Source organism: Paenibacillus sp. Marseille-Q9583, assembly GCF_976954365.1.
Map to the genome: position 1 here is coordinate 12,401 of NZ_CDRJTB010000006.1, position 22,129 is coordinate 34,529.

At 45.8% G+C, this 22,129-nt stretch carries 18 protein-coding genes; 7 read left to right on the forward strand and 11 right to left on the reverse strand.

What is annotated here, in order from left to right; genetic code table 11:
* Positions 1-39: 39 nt before the first annotated feature.
* From ACWNM1_RS04600 to ACWNM1_RS04630, 7 genes are all read right to left on the reverse strand, one after another.
* The gene (locus tag ACWNM1_RS04600; RefSeq protein WP_449600090.1) at positions 40-783 is read right to left on the reverse strand and encodes a GntR family transcriptional regulator; all 744 of its coding nucleotides are present in this window, start codon (positions 781-783) and stop codon (positions 40-42) included.
* A 128-nt stretch (positions 784-911) separates the two neighbouring features.
* A complete protein-coding gene (gene deoB / locus ACWNM1_RS04605; RefSeq protein ID WP_449600091.1) occupies positions 912-2,090 on the reverse strand; it encodes a phosphopentomutase in 1,179 nt (392 codons plus the stop codon).
* 167 nt (positions 2,091-2,257) lie between these two features.
* The gene (gene deoD, locus ACWNM1_RS04610; protein WP_449600092.1) at positions 2,258-2,971 is read right to left on the reverse strand and encodes a purine-nucleoside phosphorylase; all 714 of its coding nucleotides are present in this window, start codon (positions 2,969-2,971) and stop codon (positions 2,258-2,260) included.
* 243 nt (positions 2,972-3,214) lie between these two features.
* Positions 3,215-4,753: a glutamine-hydrolyzing GMP synthase gene (guaA, locus tag ACWNM1_RS04615; RefSeq protein WP_042184695.1), complete on the reverse strand. Its 1,539-nt coding sequence runs from the start codon at positions 4,751-4,753 to the stop codon at positions 3,215-3,217.
* A 160-nt stretch (positions 4,754-4,913) separates the two neighbouring features.
* Complete coding sequence (locus tag ACWNM1_RS04620; RefSeq protein ID WP_449600093.1) at positions 4,914-7,307, reverse strand: DUF4129 domain-containing transglutaminase family protein; 2,394 nt, start codon at positions 7,305-7,307, stop codon at positions 4,914-4,916.
* Entirely contained in the window at positions 7,276-8,622 is a 1,347-nt protein-coding gene (locus ACWNM1_RS04625) for a DUF58 domain-containing protein (protein WP_449600094.1), read from the reverse strand. Before ACWNM1_RS04625 ends, ACWNM1_RS04620 begins: the two co-directional genes overlap by 32 nt.
* A gap of 127 nt (positions 8,623-8,749) precedes the next feature.
* Positions 8,750-10,162, reverse strand: a complete 1,413-nt coding sequence (locus ACWNM1_RS04630) for a polysaccharide deacetylase family protein (protein ID WP_449600095.1) — start codon at positions 10,160-10,162, stop codon at positions 8,750-8,752.
* A gap of 107 nt (positions 10,163-10,269) precedes the next feature.
* Here ACWNM1_RS04630 and ACWNM1_RS04635 point away from each other — a divergent pair, with 107 nt between their 5' ends.
* Entirely contained in the window at positions 10,270-10,938 is a 669-nt protein-coding gene (locus tag ACWNM1_RS04635) for a DedA family protein (RefSeq protein ID WP_449600096.1), read from the forward strand.
* Here ACWNM1_RS04635 and ACWNM1_RS04640 read toward each other — a convergent pair.
* A complete protein-coding gene (locus ACWNM1_RS04640) occupies positions 10,913-11,569 on the reverse strand; it encodes a hypothetical protein (RefSeq protein WP_449600097.1) in 657 nt (218 codons plus the stop codon). The two genes, ACWNM1_RS04635 and ACWNM1_RS04640, sit on opposite strands and share 26 nt — an antisense overlap.
* A gap of 17 nt (positions 11,570-11,586) precedes the next feature.
* Positions 11,587-11,760: a hypothetical protein gene (locus ACWNM1_RS04645; protein ID WP_449600098.1), complete on the reverse strand. Its 174-nt coding sequence runs from the start codon at positions 11,758-11,760 to the stop codon at positions 11,587-11,589.
* 151 nt (positions 11,761-11,911) lie between these two features.
* Between ACWNM1_RS04645 and ACWNM1_RS04650 the strand changes: the two genes are divergently transcribed.
* Together ACWNM1_RS04650 and ACWNM1_RS04655 are read left to right on the forward strand one after the other, a co-directional pair.
* Positions 11,912-12,862, forward strand: a complete 951-nt coding sequence (locus tag ACWNM1_RS04650) for a helix-turn-helix transcriptional regulator (protein ID WP_449600099.1) — start codon at positions 11,912-11,914, stop codon at positions 12,860-12,862.
* A gap of 91 nt (positions 12,863-12,953) precedes the next feature.
* Entirely contained in the window at positions 12,954-13,265 is a 312-nt protein-coding gene (locus ACWNM1_RS04655) for a zinc ribbon domain-containing protein (protein ID WP_449600100.1), read from the forward strand.
* An 80-nt stretch (positions 13,266-13,345) separates the two neighbouring features.
* Here the strand turns inward: ACWNM1_RS04655 and ACWNM1_RS04660 are convergent, their stop codons facing one another.
* Positions 13,346-17,629: an acyl-CoA dehydratase activase-related protein gene (locus tag ACWNM1_RS04660; RefSeq protein ID WP_449600101.1), complete on the reverse strand. Its 4,284-nt coding sequence runs from the start codon at positions 17,627-17,629 to the stop codon at positions 13,346-13,348.
* A 123-nt stretch (positions 17,630-17,752) separates the two neighbouring features.
* Positions 17,753-18,220 (reverse strand): thioredoxin-dependent thiol peroxidase, encoded by a 468-nt coding sequence (gene bcp / locus ACWNM1_RS04665; RefSeq protein WP_449600102.1) that lies wholly within the window; start codon positions 18,218-18,220, stop codon positions 17,753-17,755.
* Positions 18,221-18,325: 105 nt separating this feature from the next.
* On the opposite strand from bcp, the gene ACWNM1_RS04670 reads away from it, so the two are divergent.
* The 4 genes from ACWNM1_RS04670 to ACWNM1_RS04685 all read left to right on the forward strand — a co-directional run bounded on the left by ACWNM1_RS04670 (position 18,326) and on the right by ACWNM1_RS04685 (position 22,091).
* Positions 18,326-19,378 (forward strand): LCP family protein, encoded by a 1,053-nt coding sequence (locus ACWNM1_RS04670; RefSeq protein ID WP_449600103.1) that lies wholly within the window; start codon positions 18,326-18,328, stop codon positions 19,376-19,378.
* A gap of 122 nt (positions 19,379-19,500) precedes the next feature.
* Entirely contained in the window at positions 19,501-20,817 is a 1,317-nt protein-coding gene (locus tag ACWNM1_RS04675) for a glutamate-1-semialdehyde 2,1-aminomutase (RefSeq protein WP_449600104.1), read from the forward strand.
* 123 nt (positions 20,818-20,940) lie between these two features.
* Positions 20,941-21,339 carry a helix-turn-helix domain-containing protein gene (locus ACWNM1_RS04680; protein ID WP_042123336.1) on the forward strand — a complete coding sequence of 133 codons (399 nt, stop codon included), beginning with the start codon at positions 20,941-20,943 and terminating at the stop codon, positions 21,337-21,339.
* On the forward strand, positions 21,291-22,091 hold the full coding sequence (locus ACWNM1_RS04685; protein ID WP_231574208.1) for an IS3 family transposase: 801 nt from the start codon (positions 21,291-21,293) through the stop codon (positions 22,089-22,091). Before ACWNM1_RS04680 ends, ACWNM1_RS04685 begins: the two co-directional genes overlap by 49 nt.
* Positions 22,092-22,129 lie beyond the last annotated feature (38 nt).

Here is a 22,129-nt window from a genome sequence, read left to right on the forward strand (position 1 = left end):
CACAGATAAAAGGGAGTTTTTCTAATCTATTATTATTGGTTAGCCTTTAGACAAAATTAATTTTAAATTTGAGAACTGCTGTGGAATATAAAATTTATTATACATTAACGGATAATCTGGCTCTGTTTTGTCGTAAAGGGTTTCTAATAGTAAAAAGCACTCGTTCCGTCCCATTAATTTATCCTTCCGATCAGCTAAGTTAACGGTATGCGTATATTTTATTTCAATATTCCCATGGTTAGCATCTACATAAGCCTGATTCTCTAGAAAATCCAGCATTTTCTCTCTATTATCAAGATCCAAAGATAACCTCTCTACTGTTTGCATAGACATAAAAGTAAAAGCGTAAGCATGTAGCTCTCCTCCTGCTCTATACAAACGTTCCAAAGCTACAACTGTAGCTGAATCTCTTCTTAATACTTGTTTGGTATGTTCCGTTTGCGGGTCCAGCCGATAATGTAGATCTACTTGGTCAAATGCGCTTATATGACATTTATGCATGGGGTTGCTCAGTTTCTCTAATTGAGTATCCTCTTGTTTAAAAGAAGATTCAAGTACAAAGTTCCCCTTACCACGAACATTTCTTACTAATCCATCATCTTGCAAAAGAACTAAAGCTTGCCGTAAAGTAGCGCGACTAACCCCTAGTTTTTTGGCTAAATCCGGTTCTGAAGGAAGCTGGCTACCTACGAGGTATTCTCCTTTGTTAATCTGAAGAAGAAGCTCATCATATACATTGATATAAAGCGGCCGTTTCAATTTATCTAGTTTATGCGTGTTCATTCATCTGATGTCCTTTTCTCCCCATTATGACACATCATTTTTCAAGCGACAAGGAATGTCATCCTCTGCTTCAACCGCAACGTGAAAACCTCCAAAAAGAAACTTTGGAGGTTTTTATGCGATATCAATTATTTAAGAAATGGCAGGAAAGACTCACCGTTGTCTGGCATATCAACATCAAAGTTATCTGCTATAGTCGCACCGATATCAGCAAAGGTATCATGCTCAGGTAATGCGCCACTGTCCTTTAATTGCTTGGAATAGACTAGGACAGGAATAAACTCACGCGTATGGTCTGTACCAGGGAAGGTTGGGTCATTTCCATGGTCAGCCGTAATGATTAACAAATCATCTTCTCGGATGGAATCGAATACCTCATCTAATCGTTTATCGAATTCCTCTAATGCTCTTCCATATCCTTCTGGATCACGACGATGACCGTATAAAGCATCGAAATCGACTAAATTCAAAAAGCTCATTCCAGTGAAATCTTTCTTAATTACATCAAGCAGTTTATCCATACCATCCATATTGTCTTTTGTACGAATGGATTCTGTAACGCCTTCACCATCGAAAATATCATTGATTTTACCAATGGCGATGACATCATAACCTCCGTCTTGCAAGCTATTCATAACGGTTTTATGAAATGGTTTTAAGGCATAATCATGACGATTGGAGGTTCTCGTAAATTTCCCGGGTTGGCCTACATAAGGTCTGGCAATAATACGACCAATTAAATAGGCAGGGTCTTTTGTGATTTCCCGAACCTTTTCACAAATATCATATAACTCTTCTAATGGGATGATTTCTTCATGAGCTGCAATTTGCAGAACCGGGTCAGCAGAGGTATAAACGATTAGATCCCCTGTTTTCATTTGATGCTCGCCATATTCATCAAGGATAGCTGTTCCACTCGCAGGCTTATTCGCTACTACCTTTCGGCCAGTTATGTCCTCGATCTGTTTAATTAATTCACCCGGAAATCCATTTGGATACACATTAAAGGGTTGATCAATATTTAAACCCATGATCTCCCAATGACCTGTCATTGTATCTTTCCCGACTGATTTTTCCTGTAATTTAGTATAATAAGCAAGTGGTTTCTCTGCTTTTGGAACACCCAAAATTTCTTCAATATTGGACAGACCCAATTTGGCCAGGTTGGGCAGATTTAATCCGTTCATATGTTCTGCAATGTGTAAAAGAGTATGGGAGCCAACATCGTTAAATTGATCCGCGTCTTTTCCTTCTCCAATGCCTACTGAATCCATGACGATCAAATGTACACGTTTAAATTTCTTCATTCTACTCTCATCCCTTATCTAGTAATTAAAAGTAATATAACCGGAACGACTTTACTTAAGCTTACGATCGGTTTATTTCCAACGGTTTGATTCATAATAGGCTTCCATTATCTCATGCTGTATAAAATTTATATCGTTTACATTAGTTTCACACAGAAGGAAAGCATTTACGCTAGCTCTAATGCGATCTCCATCATTTTAGTAAATGCAGTTTGGCGTTCCTCCGAAGTGGTCTGTGCTCCTGTAATAAGATGATCACTCACTGTTAGAATGCACAGCGCATTTACACGTGCTTGGATAGCGTTCCAATAGAGGGCTACAGATTCCATTTCAACGCCCAAAATCCCTACATCCTGCCACTTTTTATTAGCTGCCCGATCCGCATTATAAAATATTTCACTGGATAAAATATTACCAATATGAACCTTTTGTCCTTTATCATCTGCTATTTTCTTAGCTTTCTCCAAAAGCTCAAAAGAAGCCGTTAGTGGATATTGTCCAGGTAAATTATATTGATGACCATAATTGGAATCCGTTGCAGCTCCCATACCGAAAATTACATCGTATAGCTCAATGTTTTCTTGCATTGCACCACAGGTACCAATTCTGATTAAATTCTTAACTCCAAATACATTGATTAATTCCCAAGAATAAATCCCCATGCTCGCTGGACCCATTCCCGTACCCATAACAGAGATTTTCTTCCCTTTGTAAGTACCGGTATATCCTAACATTCCTCTTACCTCGTTAAAGCACTGGTAATCTTCTAAAAAAGTTTCCGCAATGAACTTAGCTCTTAAAGGATCACCAGGCAACAGAATCGATTCAGCGATCTCTACCCCGTTCGGTTTAATATGAGGTGTCTCTTTGGTAATAGTCATCAATTTGATTGGCTCCTTTAGTAGAAAATGCACTCGTTTATCTTGTCTATTTTTTAGACAAGTACAATTTATCATAACTTTTCTAGGGTAGCAAGCCCTTTCAACAAATCGTATTCATGAAAGATTTGTGAAAAAAGGGATCACCAGCACAACCCTTTACTTGAGAAATAAAAAAACTCCCCTTTATTTGCTGTATAACGCAAATAAAAGAGAGTTTTTTTGAAATCTATAGTTACAACGGTCCTATTCCCACTCGATTGTTGCTGGTGGTTTCGAAGTGATGTCATACACTACGCGGTTTACGTTCTCAACTTCGTTGACGATACGTACCGAGATTTTCTCAAGAATATCCCATGGGATACGCGCCCAGTCAGCCGTCATGCCGTCGATGGAAGTTACTGCGCGCACACCTACTGTGTAGGAATAAGTACGAGCATCTCCCATAACACCAACACTCTTCATGTTAGGCAGGGCAGTGAAGTATTGCCAAATTTCACGGTCTAATCCCGCTTTAGCAATTTCCTCTTGCAGAATGTAGTCAGAGTCGCGAACGATAGTAAGCTTGTCCTCTGTTACTTCACCCAAGACACGGATAGCAAGACCTGGACCAGGGAAAGGTTGACGCCAAACGATAGCACGTGGCATTCCCAGTTCTTCACCAAGTTTACGAACCTCATCCTTAAACAAGGTGTTTAACGGCTCGATCAAGCTGAATTTCATATCTTCTGGCAGACCGCCCACGTTGTGGTGAGATTTAATTGTTTGAGCTGTAGCTGTTCCGCTCTCAACGATATCCGTATACAGTGTACCTTGTGCAAGGAATGCGAAATCTCCGAGCTTAGCCGACTCTTCGTCGAAGCAGTAGATAAACTCGTTACCGATGATTTTACGTTTTTGTTCAGGATCTTCAACACCTGCAAGCTTGCTCATGAAGCGCTCGCGTGCATCGATTTTCACGACATGAATATCGAATTTACCTACGAAGGTCTCCATAACACTTTCAGCTTCACCTTTACGCAAAAGACCGTGATCAATAAACATACAAGTCAATTGGTCACCGATTGCACGGTGAATAAGCATTGCAACTACGGAAGAATCTACGCCACCGCTAAGTGCGCAAAGTACTTTTTTGTCTCCAACTTGGTTACGAATATCTTGAATAGCTTCATCAATAAACGATTCCATTGTCCATTTGCCGTCGCAGCCGCAAATTTGATACAAGAAGTTCGAGATCATCTCATTACCATGTACAGAGTGACGTACTTCTGGGTGGAATTGAACCGCGAACAATTTACGCTCATCATTGCTCATTGCCGCGATTGGAGCACTTTCAGTTCCTGCCTCCAGCTTGAATCCTGTTGGAAGTTCAACTACATGGTCACCATGGCTCATCCATACCGTCTGACGGCTCTCTAGCCCAGCAACTAGTGCAGTACCTTCTTCAAAATCAATATCGGCTTTACCATATTCACGTTTAGCGGAGCGTTCCACTTTACCGTCAAGTTGGTGAGCCATTAGCTGCATACCATAGCAAATACCGAAGATCGGTACTCCTAAATCATAGATCGCTGGATCTACATGTGGAGCATCTTCAGCATATACACTGCTAGGGCCACCAGAGAAGACAATCCCTTTTGGTGCAAGTGCTTTGATCTTGTCTACTGGCGTATTGTACGGCAAAAGTTCGCTGTATACTCCCAGGTCCCGAATTCTGCGCGCGATAAGTTGGTTGTATTGTCCCCCAAAATCGAGAACGACGATAATTTCATTTGGCTTATTCATTACGAGCCTCCCTTGATTATTGGATTCATTATACTCATGGTTAATTCTCATCGTCAAGGAAAGGAGAACACACTTCTCATAATAGGAGAGAGTTAAACTTCATGAAGAACATTCCTTTCCATGGAAGGAATTGTATAGCAGCATCAGCTGTTCTGACCGATTAAGTTAACCGGAAGGTGATGATCAGGCATTCACGAATAAACGCGGACGCATCATGAGTAGTAAGCTCGCTGATCTCTGCGGGTGATGCTGGCGCCGCAGACATTACAGGGATTGCAGATATCATCGACCTTGCTGACATTCTAGACGATGCAGACATTGTAGGCATTTCGTTCACGGGATCGGCCGCGACGAAGGCTGAAGGCGCGGGCGCGTACGCCAGGGTCTCCCACTGGCGTACGAACTGCCGGACGGCTTCGCTTAGTCCGGCATCGTAAATCTGCAGGGAGTCCACATACTCCCTGCCAGTGACACCGGGCGGCGGCGGTCCATACCGCTCCGCCAGCCCGTGCCAAGCTAGAGAGGCCGCGCGCAGCTGCCTCTCGCGGCTCATGCTGCTGGCGCTGCACGCGGCCAGCAGCAGAGCCAGGCTACGCCGCCAGCGCCAAGCGGCGGCGGGAAGCAGCGCCGCGGCAGCGAGCGGCGCGGCAGAGGTCCCGCCCGCCAGCGGCAGGGCGGGCAGGCCCGCGCTTCGCGCAGCTTGCGGCGCGAGCGAGGCTGCCGCAGGCAGTGCCGGCGCGGCGAAGCCGGCGGCAAGGACGGGGCCAGGCGTTGGGTCGAATGGGACCCAACCCGCGCCGGCAAAATAGACCTCCACCCAAGCATGGGCATCGCCCTGGGTGACTAAATACTTCGCCGGCATAGTATCGTCCTGCAAGGTTCCAGGCCCAAAGCCTTGGACATAACGAGCAGGAATTCCTGCACTGCGCAGCAGTACGGTCATAGCTGTTGCAAAATGAACACAGTAGCCTTGTTTTGTCTCAAATAAAAAGTGATCCACAAAATCAGAGCCGGATGGTGGAACCGTTGTGTTCAACGTATAGGAATATCCATGTTGTAAGTATTCCTTAATGGCAGTTACGGAGTCATAGCGGTTACCTGAAGAAGCTGTAATCATCTCCCCCAGATCTCTCACTCGTACGGGTAACAAATCTGGCAATTGCAAATACTTACCCATAATTTCCTGGGGGTCGTTACTGCTTAAACCACGAAGCAGTACTGGATCGCTCTCAGGAAGTAAGGACTCCACTGAATATTCTGTAATCCGTGCAGAGCCTATTGAATCAGGCAGACGAAAACTCTCTCTGTCTATGTTAGACAGCACATATCCCAATTTACTTCCGCCCAAGAGTTCAACCGACTCAACATCAGTTATTATTCCCGCATTGAATAAAGGAATTCCTCCGGAAGAAGGGGTGGCAAATTGTATCCGCTGCTGAAGTGTTCGTTTCCTAGTTTCACCGCTTAGCATCAATGAAGGATTCTTTGGAATACCGGACAGATTAAGCGGCATAAACTCTTCGCCCCCCCTGATCCATCGGCGGCCATCATAGTAAGCAATGCTCTCACCTCGCCAGTAAGTACGCTCGCTAGTTATAGCTGTAAAGACTGGTTCAGTATTGCGGGATAACGGGGCACCGAGTTCACCGTCATTCGAACTATACCCTGTTGTTCCTGAAGCATTAGACGCCTTATCATCTGGCAAATGGCCTGAAGCCCAAGTCTGCAGCTTCTGAAATGTCGATTGCAACGTAAGCTCGCTCGTTGGTCTTGCCCCGAGCAGCTGCCCACCGAACCATGCTGTTGCCACCACGACAATGGCTGTCGCCAAAGTCAGCCCTCCCCAACGCGCATAAGGCAGTGTAGTAACTCCCTCACATTCTCGAAGACGCAGAAGGCCACTCATCGCGTGCATCCAAAAGATAAGACCCATTGATATCACAATATCCATTGTGGTATTAACATCAAACCCCATATCCAAGACCAGCAAGTAAATGATTGTAACTGCTGTGAATAGCACTGTACTCCCTCGGAAGAGTGCTAGCTGCTGTACTGAGGATACCAATAGCCCCCAACCAACAATCAAAATCAAAAGCCTGCTGATCTCGCTTAACTGAGAGACATGTCCAGAGAGAAGCAGAATGAGATCATTCGGAATTTCTTCCACATAAATCCCTAGCCACCCTATACCTTCGCCTCCACTGCATAAGTAAAACCACGCTGAAACAGTAATAAGAAATTGAATACTTAGCAGTAACCACCCCGGAATCTGAAATATCCCCCATAACAGCAACACTGCCGCCAATACCATTAGAACTTGTAGCATCTTGGAGGTATCTTCTAATAAAGCAGACCTATATAAAGGGAGTAACCATTCAATAAATAGCCCCATAATGGCCAAAGAGAACAGCAAACGATAGTACAGAGGCACTTTTCTCTGCTTACCCGCATGTCTGTTCTCTATTTGCCCCAAATTGAACTGAAAGCCGTTCATAGCCAGTTCTGTATCACCCGATTTCCCCTTACCGTAGTGTTGGTTTTCCGGATGATTCATGGAACTCTACCTCCCTGAATCTGAATGCTGGCAATGCATCATCCAGACAAAACATTCGTGCTCCAAGACGAGCCAAACTATCTCCGACAGTTCCCCTTCCAGGCTGACGGGCCTCCCCTGACTTCGGTGCTGATTGGTCCCAAGCATAATAAAGCTCCACCTTCACACCTTGCATCAAGAACTTGGCAATCACCTTGGCAGATTCCTCTTCTAGTCGTCCCGTGATAATGGCTACTGTCATCCCCGGAATCCAGCCTCGGGAAGCATCATCAAGCAGCAGCGACAGGTTTCTAGTGCCATCCAGAGAAATTTCAGTCAAAATATCCAGCACTCTCCCTGGGATTTTACCCAGACCTTCATGTCTTGCCATACCTTCTGGCCAACCGCCGCTAAACAACTGAATATAAGCCCCTGAACGCTCAGCGAAGAGCATCAGCCCCATCGCTGTCGACACCGCTTTCTCAAATGCCGGAGGTGAATCGTCACGGCTTCCACGAGGTTTAAGCGCAGCTGTAGGAACCTCGTAGCTGGGCGGGTCATTAGCCAATACGATACAGGTCATTCTTGCCTTTTCCCGTTCTGGAACTTTGCTCTGCAGCGCTCCCGTTCTTGCACTATTCTTCCAATGAATTCGGCTAAGTGGATCACCAGGCTCATAATCCCTGGATTCCAAAGCCTCATCACTGATGCTTCTTCCCCGTCGGGAATACAAGGTGTCACCCGTCATAAAACCGCTATCCGGTACAGCTCCCCCAAAATATAAAGGCGCTGGCAGTACTTTAAAACTCTGACCTCCATCCGGTTCAGATCTTCCCGTGAACCAACCCGGAAAATCTCCCCAAGTTACTCTACAGCCCAGCAGATGATGATTGCCGCGAGATAAATTTTCAATCGTGTATGTGTATGAAAAAGAACGTTTGAATCCAGGAAATAGCAGCTTCTGATGATGGCTATCGCCCCAATAATCGGCAATGGTCATCCAAGGGAGAGGCAACCGAGAAGAGAAGCTCAGCTGTACCTTCACATGAAGTGTATTTCCAGACATCGGTCTCGTAGGAGTAATTGTACGAACTAGCTTAATCGTCCGTGGACCAGAGAGCTGAACCATAAGTCCACCGAGCATAATAACTCCAACAACGATCAGGAGAAACAGCAAAGACGGACCTCCTCGCCAAACATATAAAGCACCTATAATTCCAGCCACAGTTAGCATCCTTAACCATTCCACCAGAGCACTTCGGCTACGCGGATAAGAGAAGCTTTTGACACTTCCGACATCTTTCTTCAATTGATCAATTAGTGATGAAGAGGACAATGGGACACCCATCCTTTGGTCATAGACTTGTTCCCAGCTCAGGAACTTATTACTATCTATTCTTCCCATGAAAAAGGGTGCCCAGACATTTGTTTTTTCTTTTTACTAGACAGCCTCAGCTCTTCTTTCAGAATGTTTTTACTCGGCGTTCTACTTCAGTAACGCTTATATTAAGCGGAGGATGACCTGTTGTCTCCAGCAGTTCTCGTAGCGATACCCAGATCGATCCACCAATCATTTCTACCCTCGCATCGATTGTCTTTTGACCGTTATCAGGATGGTTTAGAATCAATTGTTTATTCATTACATCGGCAATGATCGCTTTCCCGTTCCAATCTATTTCTCCACTTCGGCTATTCACATCCCAGCTAACTCGCCCTCCAAGCCGTTCAATTACAGCACGAAGCGGAACCATATACTGTCCATTTCGCACGGAATATTCCCCCGGATTCAGCTTCGTCTCCAGCTTTCCGACCTCCAGAATCAATGGCTTTCCAGGCGCAAAGAGCTCCGCATTCGGTGTGATATTTAAGGCGACCCAAGCTTCTGAAGGCTTTTTCCGCCCCAAATTAGTGGCTTTTGAAGAGACTCTAAATTGTACAGGTTCTACCGTTTCATCCAATAGGCCAAAGTCATATCCAGCCGCCTTATAGCGTGCAATAATGTCCGGCAGCGCTTTGACGCTCTCTTGATGACCGCCACCATCATGTAGCAGCAAAATAACCTGGGAAGACTTCATATCCATTGTGGATTCCTTCAAAATTTCTGAGGCTGGCACGCCTTTCCGTTTAGAATCGCCGCTATCCACCGTCCAATCCATCACCTTATAACCTGCTTGCTTCAATAAATTGAAATAGGTATTATCAAAATGATCATAGGTTCCACCTGGGGCGCGGATAAGCTGTGGCCGAACCCCTGTAATTCCCTGAACAATCTCTTCAGTCTGTTTAATTTGATTCCAAAATTCCGTGAATCCACTATATAAATCATGGTAATTATGATTATAGGTATGATTGCCAATCGCATGGCCCTGTTCCCATATGGAGTCGATGAGCTCAGGATGGCTTTTCGCTTGATTACCAAGAACAAAAAAGGTTGCCTTCACACCTTCCTGATGTAAAATTTCAAGTACATTGAAGGTGTTATCGCTAGGTCCGTCGTCAAATGTAATATAGACTGTTTTTTTAGATTTTTTGGCTGCTGTGATTGCAGAACTCGTTGTCGAAACCTTGGATATTTTCTCTACCCCATTAGCTTGAGGGAGTTGGGTCACAGTAAGGGCCGTACTTGAAGAGGAGTGAACTTCCGGAGATGCAGAAGCGATTGGTTCTACTGCGGATGGCAAATCTTGCATCGTCGCTGCGGTAAGCTTATTCTTAACAGATACAGACTCCGCGCTAGCGGGCTGCAAGGATTGGAGCTCCCATGAATTCAAGTTTTCCCCTATACTCCATCCGAGCATTACGATGAATATTACAATCATAACGAGCAATCCGCTTATCAACTTTCGGCGGCTGTGTGCGCTTTTATTACCCTTCATCTTCTCTACCTCCAGCATTCTATTGGCTTAAAAGCCATTTGGTAGATTGTATGAAGACAAGCTGTAAAATAGAATAAGGCAACTGCCTCTTGGAGAGTGACAATCTTATGGAAATGCTGAGTTTTATACAAGAATTATTCACCAAATATGGATATAGCGTATTATTCTTTGGATTACTTCTTGAGTTCGTTGCCTTGCCCTTTCCCGGAGAGACCACTATGGCGTTTGCCGGTTTCCTTTCCTATACTGGGAGGCTTGATTTCTTTACGCTAATTGTAGTTGCTTTTGCAGGCACCACAGCTGGGATGACCCTCACCTATTTTGTCGGATTAAAAGCCGGTATGCCCTTTATCCAGCGATATGGCAAATGGTTTCTATTCTCACCTGCTAAGCTAGAGAAAACACAGAAATGGTTTGAGAAATACGGAAGCTTTCTTATTTTTATCGGTTATTTCATTCCAGGGGTACGTCACTTTACTGGTTACTTCGCTGGTATTATCGCGCTTCCCTTCCGTAAATTCGCCCTATATGCTTATAGTGGCGCCGTATTCTGGGTAGTGCTGTTTCTTAGTATCGGAAAGGTGTTTGGTCCACAGTGGATGGGTATCTTCCATTTGTTCGAGTCATATGCGCTTTGGATTATTTCAGGTGGTGCAGTAATAGCAGCTCTTGTGATCATTTACCGTTATCGCAAAAACATCGGTGCCCGCCTCTTCCCTGGCAAAGCTGCCACTCGGATTCAGGCCCAGATTAAAAAACCTTCCAAGGAGCGGTGAATTCACCGCTCTTTTTACTACGTATCAACGCATACCCTGCCAACAGTATAGCAATTATAGAAAACCCTGCTCCCCCAGCAACACCCAGCGCCCGAGGCTCCATCCATTCTAATAACCACCCCGCGAGCAGCATGGATAACCCAAGCAGCGTATTTCCTACTGCCGACAAGAGTCCAAAAATAACAGGTTGCATAGCGGAAGGCGTCTCTCGCATAACCAGTGTATCCAGGCAAGCATTCCCCGTCCCTCCAGCAAAAAAGCTGAGACTAAGCCCGATTCCGAGCGCTGCATAAAAAGCCCCTACTCCTATATCTCCCGCTTCAAATTCCTGTACTGCATATACACTAATCAGAACATTATCCAGACCATTCAGCATCGGAACAAGCAGCTCATACCCGACAATAACCTGTAACGTGATACTCCCGCTGATTAAAATCCACAGCGCACGCATTTTACTTGTCTTTTGCTGACGGTCTACTTTAGTTTTGAGTTTATCCGGAGAATCTATCTTTCTCTTATCCTCATTTACCCTATTAGTATTTTGTGGAATATCGATACCGTAGATTAAGAGCGCTGCGACCAGAAAGGATATTGCATTCATCACGAATGCTGCCTCTGGGCCGAACCACATCGAAACTACACCCCCACTTAATGCACCCAATATAAGTACACAGCCATCCCTGCCCCCGTTAATTGCAGCACCAATGCCAGCACGGCAACACTAGTAAAACGATCACCGATTCCATTGATTAGTCCGGCTGTGAACAGACGTGAATATCCCTTTTGAGCTTTAAAAATTGCAATAGCTGGTTGGTTACTCATTATCGTAAACCTCGCTTCATCTATTTACATAAACATCTAATTAGATGTTAATCGAATTATTATTTTATGACAATGCTTTATTTTCAAGAATTTGCTAAGATGTAGTACATCATTACATAACGAATTTATCCAAAAAGGAGGGCTCTACCTTTTGAAAATTGATCGATTGCTCTCTATCGTCATTCTACTAATGAACCGGCGTCTCATTCAGGCGAAGGAGCTCGCCGACATGTTCGAAGTGTCCGTGCGTACCATTTACCGTGATATTGAAAGTATTAATGGGGCTGGAATTCCTATCGTCACCTATCAGGGATCGGGTGGTGGAATCGGCCTTATGGAAGGCTACCGGTTAGACCGCAATGTATTGACGGAGCGCGAGCTGGCAGATATTTTCTCTGCTCTGCAAAGCGTCTCCTCTTATGGCGGAACTGAACACACTCTGCTCATGGAGAAGATCAGTAGCGTAATCCCGCCCTCTCAGACCGCTGCTTTCCGAAGCAAAACGACCCAGCTTATCATCGATTTCTCTCCTTGGGGTCTTCAGCCTATCTTAGAAGAGAAGATTGCAACTCTAAAAGAGGCGCTGGAAGAAAACAGAACTGTGGCCTTTGATTATGTCAATGCGGAGGGGCAGTCCAGTCAGCGTTCTGTCGAGCCCTATACTTTAGTCTTAAAAGGACAAGCATGGTACTTGTATGGTTACTGTCTGCAACGCCAGGATTTCAGATTATTCAAGCTGCACCGTATGAAAGGACTCGTTAAAGAAAAACGGGAGTTCATTAGAGAAGATAGAGACATGCATGAGCTGCCCTGGAGCACTGATTATCAGCGAGTGACTTCTGCCTCAGTAGTGCCGCCAATCCTTCTGCACTTCACAGCTGAAGGCAGACATCTAGCGGAAGATCGCTTTGACTCCACTGAACTTCAACCGGACGGACATGGTGGATATAACGTGTCCATCCATTATCCCGAGGACGGATGGCTCTATGGTTTCTTGCTCAGCTTCGGAACGGCTTTAGAAGTGCTAGAGCCGGAACATATTCGTCAGAAGCTTGGAGAGTTGGCTCTTGGGGTTGTCAAAAAATATGCAACCTCGCTTTAAACCTGACGGTATGTCGTCAGATTCATAGTTCTATAATGTACTTAAAGCGAGTGCTCATAAGCTTCGCATACTTTTAAAAGGAGTGCTGTATATGAATCAAGAGCATGCAGGGCAAATGCAAGGCGAACCGAAATTTTGTCAAAGCTGTGGGATGCCTATGCCTACGGAAGATTTACTTGGAACGAACAAGGAAGGGCAAAAGATCGAGGATTATTGTGTATACTGCTACGAAGATGGAGCATTTAAACAGCCTGATATCACGCTGCAAGAAATGTCTGACATTTGTACAGGCTACTTGGTTCAAGAAGGAATGGATGAGGCTGTCGCCCGCAAATTACTCGCCGAACAGCTGCCTCATCTGAAACGGTGGAGAGGCGTAGCCAGCTCTCCTTCAACAAACTAATAATCAGCACAAAAAAGCGGATCAAGTGAATTCTTGGTCCGCTTTTTATAGGCACTTCGTCTAATGTTACCTTTTTAAGCTCAGGTCAAACTGTAGGAGCCTTCAAGTAAGGTCTGCTGCAGCGGTTTAAGTGATGGTTCTAAATCAGACACAGCATTCCCTTCCTGACTGCTAGCAATCGACATCATCAGCTTGATTCGATTCGCTTGGTTAACTACACTAACTCCAGCATCATAATCAATGGCGACGATATTCGCACCTGGATACAACTCCTTAAGGCCCTTAATCATCCCACGCCCGGTAATATGATTGGGCAAGCAGGCGAACGGTTGAATACAAGCAATATTATTCACACCATTATCCAGCAGATCCATCATTTCTGCAGTCAGGAACCATCCCTCACCCATCTGATTTCCTACGGATACCAGTCGGCTGGCCTTCTCAGCAAGACCATATATATTTTCCCGTCCTTTAGCCAGTCCAGCATCCTCAAGAGCTACCTTTATCGGCTTGCGATAAATCTCCAGATAGGAGATCAACATCGGATTAATATATCCTAGCCGTTTACTTTTGCCGAATTGCTCGGCTTTGTAGATCGGATTATACACGCAATAAAAGATGAAATCTAAGAAGTCTGGCATTACCGCTTCTCCGCCCTCCGCCTCGATCATCTCGATGATGCGGTTGTTGGCGTCCGGGTGAAATTTAATCAGGATCTCTCCAACAATGCCTACTCTTGGTTTAGTAGCACCTGTAACGGGCAGCTTACAGAAATCGGCTACAATTTCACGAATCAGACGTTTATATTCTCGGAACGAGAAGTTGACTAGGCTGACCTTACAGCGCTCCATCCCCTTACGGAATAAACGCTCAGCACTCCCTGGAACGAACTCATACGGCCTAAAATGATTTAGCAACCTCATCATTAGATCACCATAGCAAGCCGCAGCGATTAGCCGATTTGCCAGCTTAAGACTGATTCGGAAGCCTGGCTGGTTCTCCATTCCAGAAGCATTCAGCGAAATCACAGGAATCTGTTCGAGGTCTGAATCCTTTAAGGCTTTGCGGAGCAAAGAAATATAATTCGTCGCCCGGCAGCCACCGCCCGTCTGTGACATGATTACAGCGGTACGATTCGGATCATAGTCCCCACTCTTCAGTGCCGACAGAATCTGCCCTATCGTTACAATAGCGGGATAACATGCATCATTGTTAACGTATCTCAGGCCCTCCTCCGTCTCTTCAGGTCCAGTGGTTTCAAGGATCTTGAGACGGTATCCCGCATCGCGGAAGACCTGTTCAAACAATTCAAAATGAATGGGCGACATCTGTGGCGCAAGGATCGTGTACGTTTCTTTCATTTCCTTCGTGAATGCTACATTAGCCTGTATTTTAGGCGGCTTCTGTGGCAGCACCTTTCCTTTTTCCCGTTCGCGCATCGCTGCCAGCAGTGAACGCAGCCGAATTCGCGCAGCGCCAAGGTTGCTAATCTCATCGATTTTTATCAGCGTATATACTTTGTTATGCCTTTCCATAATGTCTTGTACGGCATCACAGGTGATCGCATCAATCCCACAACCGAAGGAAGTCAATTGAACAAGCTCCAGGTCGGTTCGGACTGCTGCAAGACGGGCTGCGCGGTACATTCGGGCATGATAAGTCCACTGATTAACTACCGCCACATCCCCTTCACTTCGGTCCAGATGGCAGACAGAATCTTCTGTCAGCACGGCGAGTCCCATACCGGTAATCATATCTGCAATGCCGTGATTAATTTCAGGATCCGCATGATAAGGGTGACCACAGAGAAGTATTCCCTTGTTCCCAGTACTGGCAAGATACGCAAGCGTCTCTTCACCTTTGGTGCGCACATCACTTTTGGCGCGATCAGCTTCAGCAAGTCCTGCCTGCACAGCATTCGCAATCTCTTCTCTCGGAATCCCTGTAAATGTCTTCACGAGTCCCTTAGTCAGCGCAGATCTATCGTCGAAGGTCAGAAACGGGCTGACCAGCGTGATTCCATTCTCCTTTAGGCCATCCATATTGTTGCGAATAACCTCAGGGTAAGAGGCGACCACCGGACAATTGAAATGATTATCCGCTGCTTCATCTTCCTTCTTCTCATACACTACGGCAGGATAAAAAATAAAATCGACGCCTTTACCGATCAAGCTCTGCACATGTCCGTGCGCCATCTTTGCAGGATAGCAGATCGATTCTGAAGGAATCGTATCCATCCCACTTTCATAGAGCTTCTTGCTTGATTTAGGAGAGAGAATTACCCGGTAGCCAAGTTTGGTGAAAAAAGTGTACCAGAACGGGTAATTCTCGAACATATTCATCGTACGTGGAATACCGACAGTGCCCCGTGCTGCACCTGCCTCCGGTAATGCTTCATAGTCAAAGAAACGTTCATACTTATACTGCATCAAATTTGGCAGTACATTCTTCTCTTTCCTGCCTCCTGCACCACGCTCACAGCGATTGCCTGTAACGTAGAAGCTCTTGTCCGGGAACCGACTGATCGTTAACGCACAGTTATTTCCACAGCGGCCACAGCGACCTGAAGATACCTCGTACTTAAAGCCTGCTATTTCCTCCGGTCCAAGCAGTGTACTTTTTCCGTCATCCCCTGCTTGCTCACGGGCAATCAGTGCACAACCGTACGCTCCCATAACGCCAGCAATATCCGGTCTGACTACCGTTCTCCCCGTTAGGCGCTCAAAGGCCCGCAATACGGCTTCGTTATAGAAGGTGCCGCCCTGAACAATAATATTCCGCCCTAAATCCTCAGGGTTGCGAATTTTAATTACTTTTTGCAGGGCATTCTTAATCACGGAATAGGCAAGACCTGCCGAAAGATCAGCCAGCGACGCACCTTCCTTCTGAACCTGCTTCACTTTAGAATTCATGAATACCGTACAGCGGGAACCCAAATTAACAGGTTTGACCGCTTCCAGCGCTGACTTGGCAAACTCCTCGATACCTAATCCGAGCGCAGAAGCAAAGCTCTCCAGAAAAGAGCCGCAGCCTGCCGAACAGGCTTCATTGAGCATTAGACTGTCGATAGCACCGCTGCGAATCTTGATGCATTTCATGTCCTGTCCGCCGATATCCAGAATAAAGTCTACCTCCGGCATGAACTTAGATGCGGCCTTGTAATGAGCAACCGTCTCCACTTCACCGCCGTCCGCCCATAAGGCGGCTTTTATTAACCCCTCTCCATAACCTGTTACATAAGAACCTGCAATATAACAGCCTTCCGGTAGAACCCGATACATTTCCTTCAGTGCCTTACTGACAGAATACAAGGGATTCCCCTTGTTGCTGCCATAAAAGGTATGTAGAATTTGGTCAGCAGAGCCGGTCAATACGAGTTTGGTTGTTGTTGACCCTGCATCGATCCCCAGATAACAAGGGCCACGATACACAGCCAGGTCTGATCTGGCAGCAGAAGCTTTACCATGACGCTGACGGAACGCAGCAAGCTCTTCGGGGTTCTCAAACAGCGGTGGTAATTCAGCATCCGCTGCCCGATCCGCTGTAAAATCCACAGCCGCTATTCGTGCGATCCAGCCTGAAAGCGGCAAAATAGTAGGATCCGCTTCAGAGAGTGCTGATCCAATCGCTACGAAATACTGCGACCGCTCGGGGAAAAGAATATCTGACTCCGCAAGTTCAAGCGTCTCCGCAAAACGCTGACGCAGGGCTGGCAGGAAGGTTAGCGGTCCGCCAAGGAAAGCCACCCGTCCGCGAATCGGACGTCCGCAAGCGAGACCACTGATCGTTTGATTAACAATACTCTGAAAGATTGAAGCCGCCACATCCTCCCGGCGGGCCCCCTCGTTTAATAGCGGCTGCACATCGCTTTTGGCGAATACACCGCAGCGTGAAGCGATAGGATAGATTCGCTCATGCTTCTCTGCCAATGCGTTTAAGCCCGCTGGGTCGGTCTGTAGCAGCGATGCCATTTGATCAATAAATGCTCCCGTTCCTCCCGCGCAAGCCGTATTCATACGCTGCTCAATGCCGCCTCGGAGATAGATGATCTTGGCGTCCTCACCCCCCAGTTCAATCGCCGTATCGCATTCTGGAATCAGCTCGCCAATCGCCTTTGTACAGGCGATCACCTCCTGAACGAACGGTACGCCTCCCAGTTTGGATAATGATAAGCCCGAGGAACCGCTTACAGTAAGGGCTGCGCCTCTCTCAGGAAATCTACTCTGTACATCAGATAGAAGAGAGAGGGCTGCTTTTTTTATATCGCTATAATGTCTTACATAGTCCTGATAAACAATAGTGTTACGCTCTATAACAACCACTTTCGCAGTAGTTGATCCGATATCAAGGCCAATACGCAGCATTATCACTACACCACCTCGTCTTGCTCCAAATTTGAAGCAATTATGAGGAAACTATATCATGACAACACCTTATGAAAGCTGTTAAAAATGTAACAGACTTTCACAAAAAGTTATTAACAAACTTTATGATTTGGAAATTCCTGCTATGGCAGATGCTACATGACCTTTCACTCGTACTTTCCGCCATTCTTCCACTAAGATCCCCTGCTCATTGATCAGAAAAGTAGAACGTACAATGCCCATGAATTCTCTACCATAGAGCTTCTTAAGCTGCCATACACCGAACATTTCACTGACCTTATGATCCTCATCAGACAATAGTGGAAAGGGTAGACTGTTCTTCTCCGTAAATCGGATATGAGAGGCCAAGGGATCTGGACTGATGCCTAAAACAACCGCACCAAGCGTAGTAATCTGATCATGGGCGTCCCGGAATTCGCAGGCCTCCTGCGTACAGGCTGGTGTCATATTTTTAGGATAAAAATATAAAATGACCTTTCGGCCCAGGTAATCACTTAAACTAACCTCTTGCCCGCTGGAAGACGGAAGGGTGAAATTCGGTACTTTTTGTCCAATTGCTACTACGTTCAAGTTATATCCACTCCTTCTTGATATTGGAGGATCGAGCATGAATTGCGCGTATCCCCAAAAGAAATTATAATGTAGAGAATGTGAATGCGAAAGGAAGAACGAGAAATGCCACCTAGAAAGAAAAGGCACGCAAAGACTAATAAGTCAAAAAAGAAACCGCTGCTTTGGATACTGGCCATTATACTCCTACTTATTATCGGTGGGGCCACTTACTACTTCACTTCCATTGTCAATGAGCTTGGCAGCATGTCGAACACCGAGAATTCACCATTCAAGAATGCTGAAACCGTTGATGTCGACACGCCAGAACCTCCAAAATGGGAAGGTACAGAGCCTGTTAATATACTGCTAATGGGCGTAGATGCCCGCGGTGTCAAGAAGGGAGAAATTCCTCGTTCTGATACAATGCTTGTCGCCTCACTTGATCCCGTGAAGAAGAAAATCAGCGTATTCTCGATTCTTAGAGACACTTACGTTCCGATTCCAGATCACGGCGAAAAACGTATTAATTCAGCTATCATTTATGGACCTAACACGGCGATGCAGACTGTAAGCGATCTGCTCGGCATCCCGATTCAATATTATGTCTACACGGACTTCCAAGGATTCATCAAGCTAGTAGATGCCGTTGGTGGTGTAGATTATGAAGTAGAGAAAGATATGGTGTACAAGACCATTGCAGATGGTCCCGAGTATGACATTGATCTTAAAAAAGGATATCAGCATCTCGACGGTAATAAAGCTCTGCAATATGTACGTTTTCGACATGACGCTACCTCCGACTTCACTCGGACCGAGCGCCAGCGTGCTTTTCTCAAGGTTGTGGCTGACAAGCTGATCAAGACCACATCCATAATCAAGCTACCGAATATCCTGTCTCAAGTTACGCCTTATATCGAAACCAATCTGACAGTAAATGATATGTGGAAGCTTGCAACCGTTGGGTACGATAGTACCATGGGCGGTAGTGAGCAAATTCCGCCCATGGATCTGCTCAAAGAGGAAACTACAAGTGACGGATCGCAGGTTATAGGCATTCGCAGTGAGAAAAAATTAAAGGAATTTGTTCAGGATACCTTAAATGGCCCTGAGCCAACGCCTACACCTTCAAGTTCACCAGAGACTACTTCAAATAGTAACACTAGCGGAACCCAATAAAGATCTGACAAGCAACGTTCACAAGTAGACACTACAGGCAATGGTATAATACGGGCGGACAGCGGAAACACCGTTGTTCGCCCGTTGCCATGAGCACCAACAATCGAAAGGATGATCACATTATGAATCGTTCCACATCTGAGCAACTTTATCACGAAGCCCTTCAACATATCGTTGGAGGTGTAAATAGCCCTTCCCGCTCTTTTAAAGCCGTTGGAGGCGGAGCACCTGTATTTATGAAACGTGCCAGCGGATCTCACTTCTGGGATGTAGATGGCAATGAATATATCGACTATCTCCAAGCCTATGGACCGATCATTACCGGCCATGCTCACCCACATATAACGAAGGCAATTACCACTGCAGCTGAGAATGGTGTTCTTTACGGAACCCCAACAGAGCTCGAAATTAAGCTTGCTAAAATGCTTAAAGAAGCTATTCCGTCTATGGATAAAGTCCGGTTTGTCAATTCCGGCACAGAAGCGGTTATGACTACCATTCGTGTCGCTCGTGCTTATACAAAGCGTAGCAAAATCGTAAAATTCGCTGGCTGTTATCACGGCCACTCTGATCTAGTGCTCGTAGCAGCAGGATCCGGGCCTTCTACGCTTGGCATTCCAGATAGCGCCGGCGTTCCTAGCAGTATTGCACAGGAAGTAATCACTGTTCCTTTTAATGATCTGGAAAGCCTGCAAGAGGCACTGGAAAAATGGGGCGAAGATGTCGCCGCTGTAATGGTTGAACCGATTGTCGGTAATTTCGGTATGGTGATGCCGAAGCCGGGATTCCTCGAAGGGCTTTGCAAGCTGGCTCATGATAACGGCTCACTCGTTATTTATGACGAAGTCATTACGGCCTTCCGCTTCCACTATGGTTCCACACAGACATATGCAGGACTGGATAATCATGAAGACATTACTCCTGACCTTACAGCACTCGGTAAAATCATTGGTGGCGGCTTACCGATCGGCGCGTACGGCGGACGTAAGCATGTGATGGAACAAGTAGCCCCACTAGGACCGGCATACCAAGCGGGAACAATGGCGGGAAATCCTGCTTCCATTTCCGCAGGTATCGCCTGTTTGGAAGTGCTGAGCGCAGAAGGCGTATACGATGAGATGGAACGTCTTGCGATCCGTCTAGTCGACGGACTGCAGGAATCTGCTGACCGTCATGGCATTCCACTGACGATTAACCGCATCCGTGGTTCATTCTCTACTCATTTCTGTAATCATCCAGTTACAAATTACGATGAAGCGCAGGATACCGACGGCGAAATGTTCGCCAGCTTCTTCCGTCACATGTTAAACCGCGGGATTAACCTTGCCCCTTCAAAATATGAAGCTTGGTTCCTAACGACAGCACATACCGTTACGGATATCGAAGCTACGCTAATTGCAGCAGAAGCGTCATTCCGTGCTATGGCGGCTGAGAAATAAGACGTTATTTACGGCCACTAAACATACTAAAACCTACCACCAAGCTTCTGAAGTGCACCCCTTAGAATAGACATTGGAAAAAACCCCTGGTTTATCCGATGAAATTCTAGGGGGTGCATTTTTATGGCGATTAAAGGACAGAAGTTTAAAAATTACTCAGATGAGATTAAAAAAGAGGCCATTCGTTTACATGTGGAGGAAAGATGGACTTATCGGAAAATTACGGAGCATTTTGAGATACAAGATCAAGGACGGGTAAAGAGATGGATGAAGAAATACCGAGAGCTAGGGGAATTTGGGCTACTAGATCAACGGGGGCGTCGTATTGAATATATCGATCAAGATAGGTATGTTCAAAAGCTCAAACGGGAAAATGAAATGCTAAAAAAGTGTTTGGAAATCTGGATGCAGGAGGTGAAACGCACAAATATAGAGTCATTGAGAACGCTGCAAAAGAGTATGCCGTTAGCAACCTGTGTAAACTCTTTAGGGTCTCTAGAAGTGGATACTACGCTTTCCTGAAGCGCAAAGGAACAGATCGGGATCAGGAAGCAAAGGCGCTCATTCAGAAGGTCTATGAAAGGTATGAAGGAGTCTACGGTTATCGCCAAATTCAATTGTTCTTGCTACAAGACCACGGGGTTTGGATGAATCATAAGAAGGTACTCAGAATTATGCAGGATTTAGGCATTCGTTCGAGGATCCGCCGAAAACATCGTTGTAATTATGCTACTTCTGAAGGAGACCGTGTGGCGAAAAATATTTTGAAACGGGATTTCAAAGCGGATGCTCCCAACCAAAAATGGGTGACAGACATTACGCAATATCGTGTAGGCGAAAAGTGGCTCTATCTTTCTGCGATTAAAGATTTATTCAATAACGAAATTATCGCTTATCAAATGAGCGCTAGGAACGACAACGAACTGGTTCTCCGGACCTTTGAGCAGGCGTGGAGTCAGCAAAAAGACGTGACTGGACTGATCGTTCACAGCGATCAGGGATTCCAATACACGTCTCATGCATACCACGACATGCTGCCAAAGGTTGGGGCCCGAATCAGCATGTCTCGCCGAGGCAATTGTTATGACAACGCCTCTATGGAGAGCTTCTTCTCGCATCTCAAAACGGAAGGACTCTATCCTTATGATATCCGAAATATGGATGAGGCACAAAGGAAAATTGAAGATTACATTCGATTTTATAACCAACATCGGCCACAACGAAGGTTAAATAAGCTGCCTCCGGTAGAGTACCGGAAACAGCTTATTGCCTAGGGTCTTTTTTCAGTGTCTATAAAATGGGGGCTTGACCA

What these genes read in the sequence shown, in the direction of transcription:
- ACWNM1_RS04600 (WP_449600090.1), bottom strand. Translation starts at nt 783, where the DNA reads ATGAACACGCATAAACTAGATAAATTGAAACGGCCGCTTTATATCAAT.
- deoB (WP_449600091.1), bottom strand. Translation starts at nt 2,090, where the DNA reads ATGAAGAAATTTAAACGTGTACATTTGATCGTCATGGATTCAGTAGGC.
- deoD (WP_449600092.1), bottom strand. Translation starts at nt 2,971, where the DNA reads ATGACTATTACCAAAGAGACACCTCATATTAAACCGAACGGGGTAGAG.
- guaA (WP_042184695.1), bottom strand. Translation starts at nt 4,753, where the DNA reads ATGAATAAGCCAAATGAAATTATCGTCGTTCTCGATTTTGGGGGACAA.
- ACWNM1_RS04620 (WP_449600093.1), bottom strand. Translation starts at nt 7,307, where the DNA reads ATGAATCATCCGGAAAACCAACACTACGGTAAGGGGAAATCGGGTGAT.
- ACWNM1_RS04630 (WP_449600095.1), bottom strand. Translation starts at nt 10,162, where the DNA reads ATGAAGGGTAATAAAAGCGCACACAGCCGCCGAAAGTTGATAAGCGGA.
- ACWNM1_RS04635 (WP_449600096.1), top strand. Translation starts at nt 10,270, where the DNA reads ATGGAAATGCTGAGTTTTATACAAGAATTATTCACCAAATATGGATAT.
- ACWNM1_RS04640 (WP_449600097.1), bottom strand. Translation starts at nt 11,569, where the DNA reads ATGTGGTTCGGCCCAGAGGCAGCATTCGTGATGAATGCAATATCCTTT.
- ACWNM1_RS04645 (WP_449600098.1), bottom strand. Translation starts at nt 11,760, where the DNA reads ATGAGTAACCAACCAGCTATTGCAATTTTTAAAGCTCAAAAGGGATAT.
- ACWNM1_RS04655 (WP_449600100.1), top strand. Translation starts at nt 12,954, where the DNA reads ATGAATCAAGAGCATGCAGGGCAAATGCAAGGCGAACCGAAATTTTGT.
- ACWNM1_RS04660 (WP_449600101.1), bottom strand. Translation starts at nt 17,629, where the DNA reads ATGCTGCGTATTGGCCTTGATATCGGATCAACTACTGCGAAAGTGGTT.
- ACWNM1_RS04670 (WP_449600103.1), top strand. Translation starts at nt 18,326, where the DNA reads ATGCCACCTAGAAAGAAAAGGCACGCAAAGACTAATAAGTCAAAAAAG.
- ACWNM1_RS04675 (WP_449600104.1), top strand. Translation starts at nt 19,501, where the DNA reads ATGAATCGTTCCACATCTGAGCAACTTTATCACGAAGCCCTTCAACAT.
- ACWNM1_RS04680 (WP_042123336.1), top strand. Translation starts at nt 20,941, where the DNA reads ATGGCGATTAAAGGACAGAAGTTTAAAAATTACTCAGATGAGATTAAA.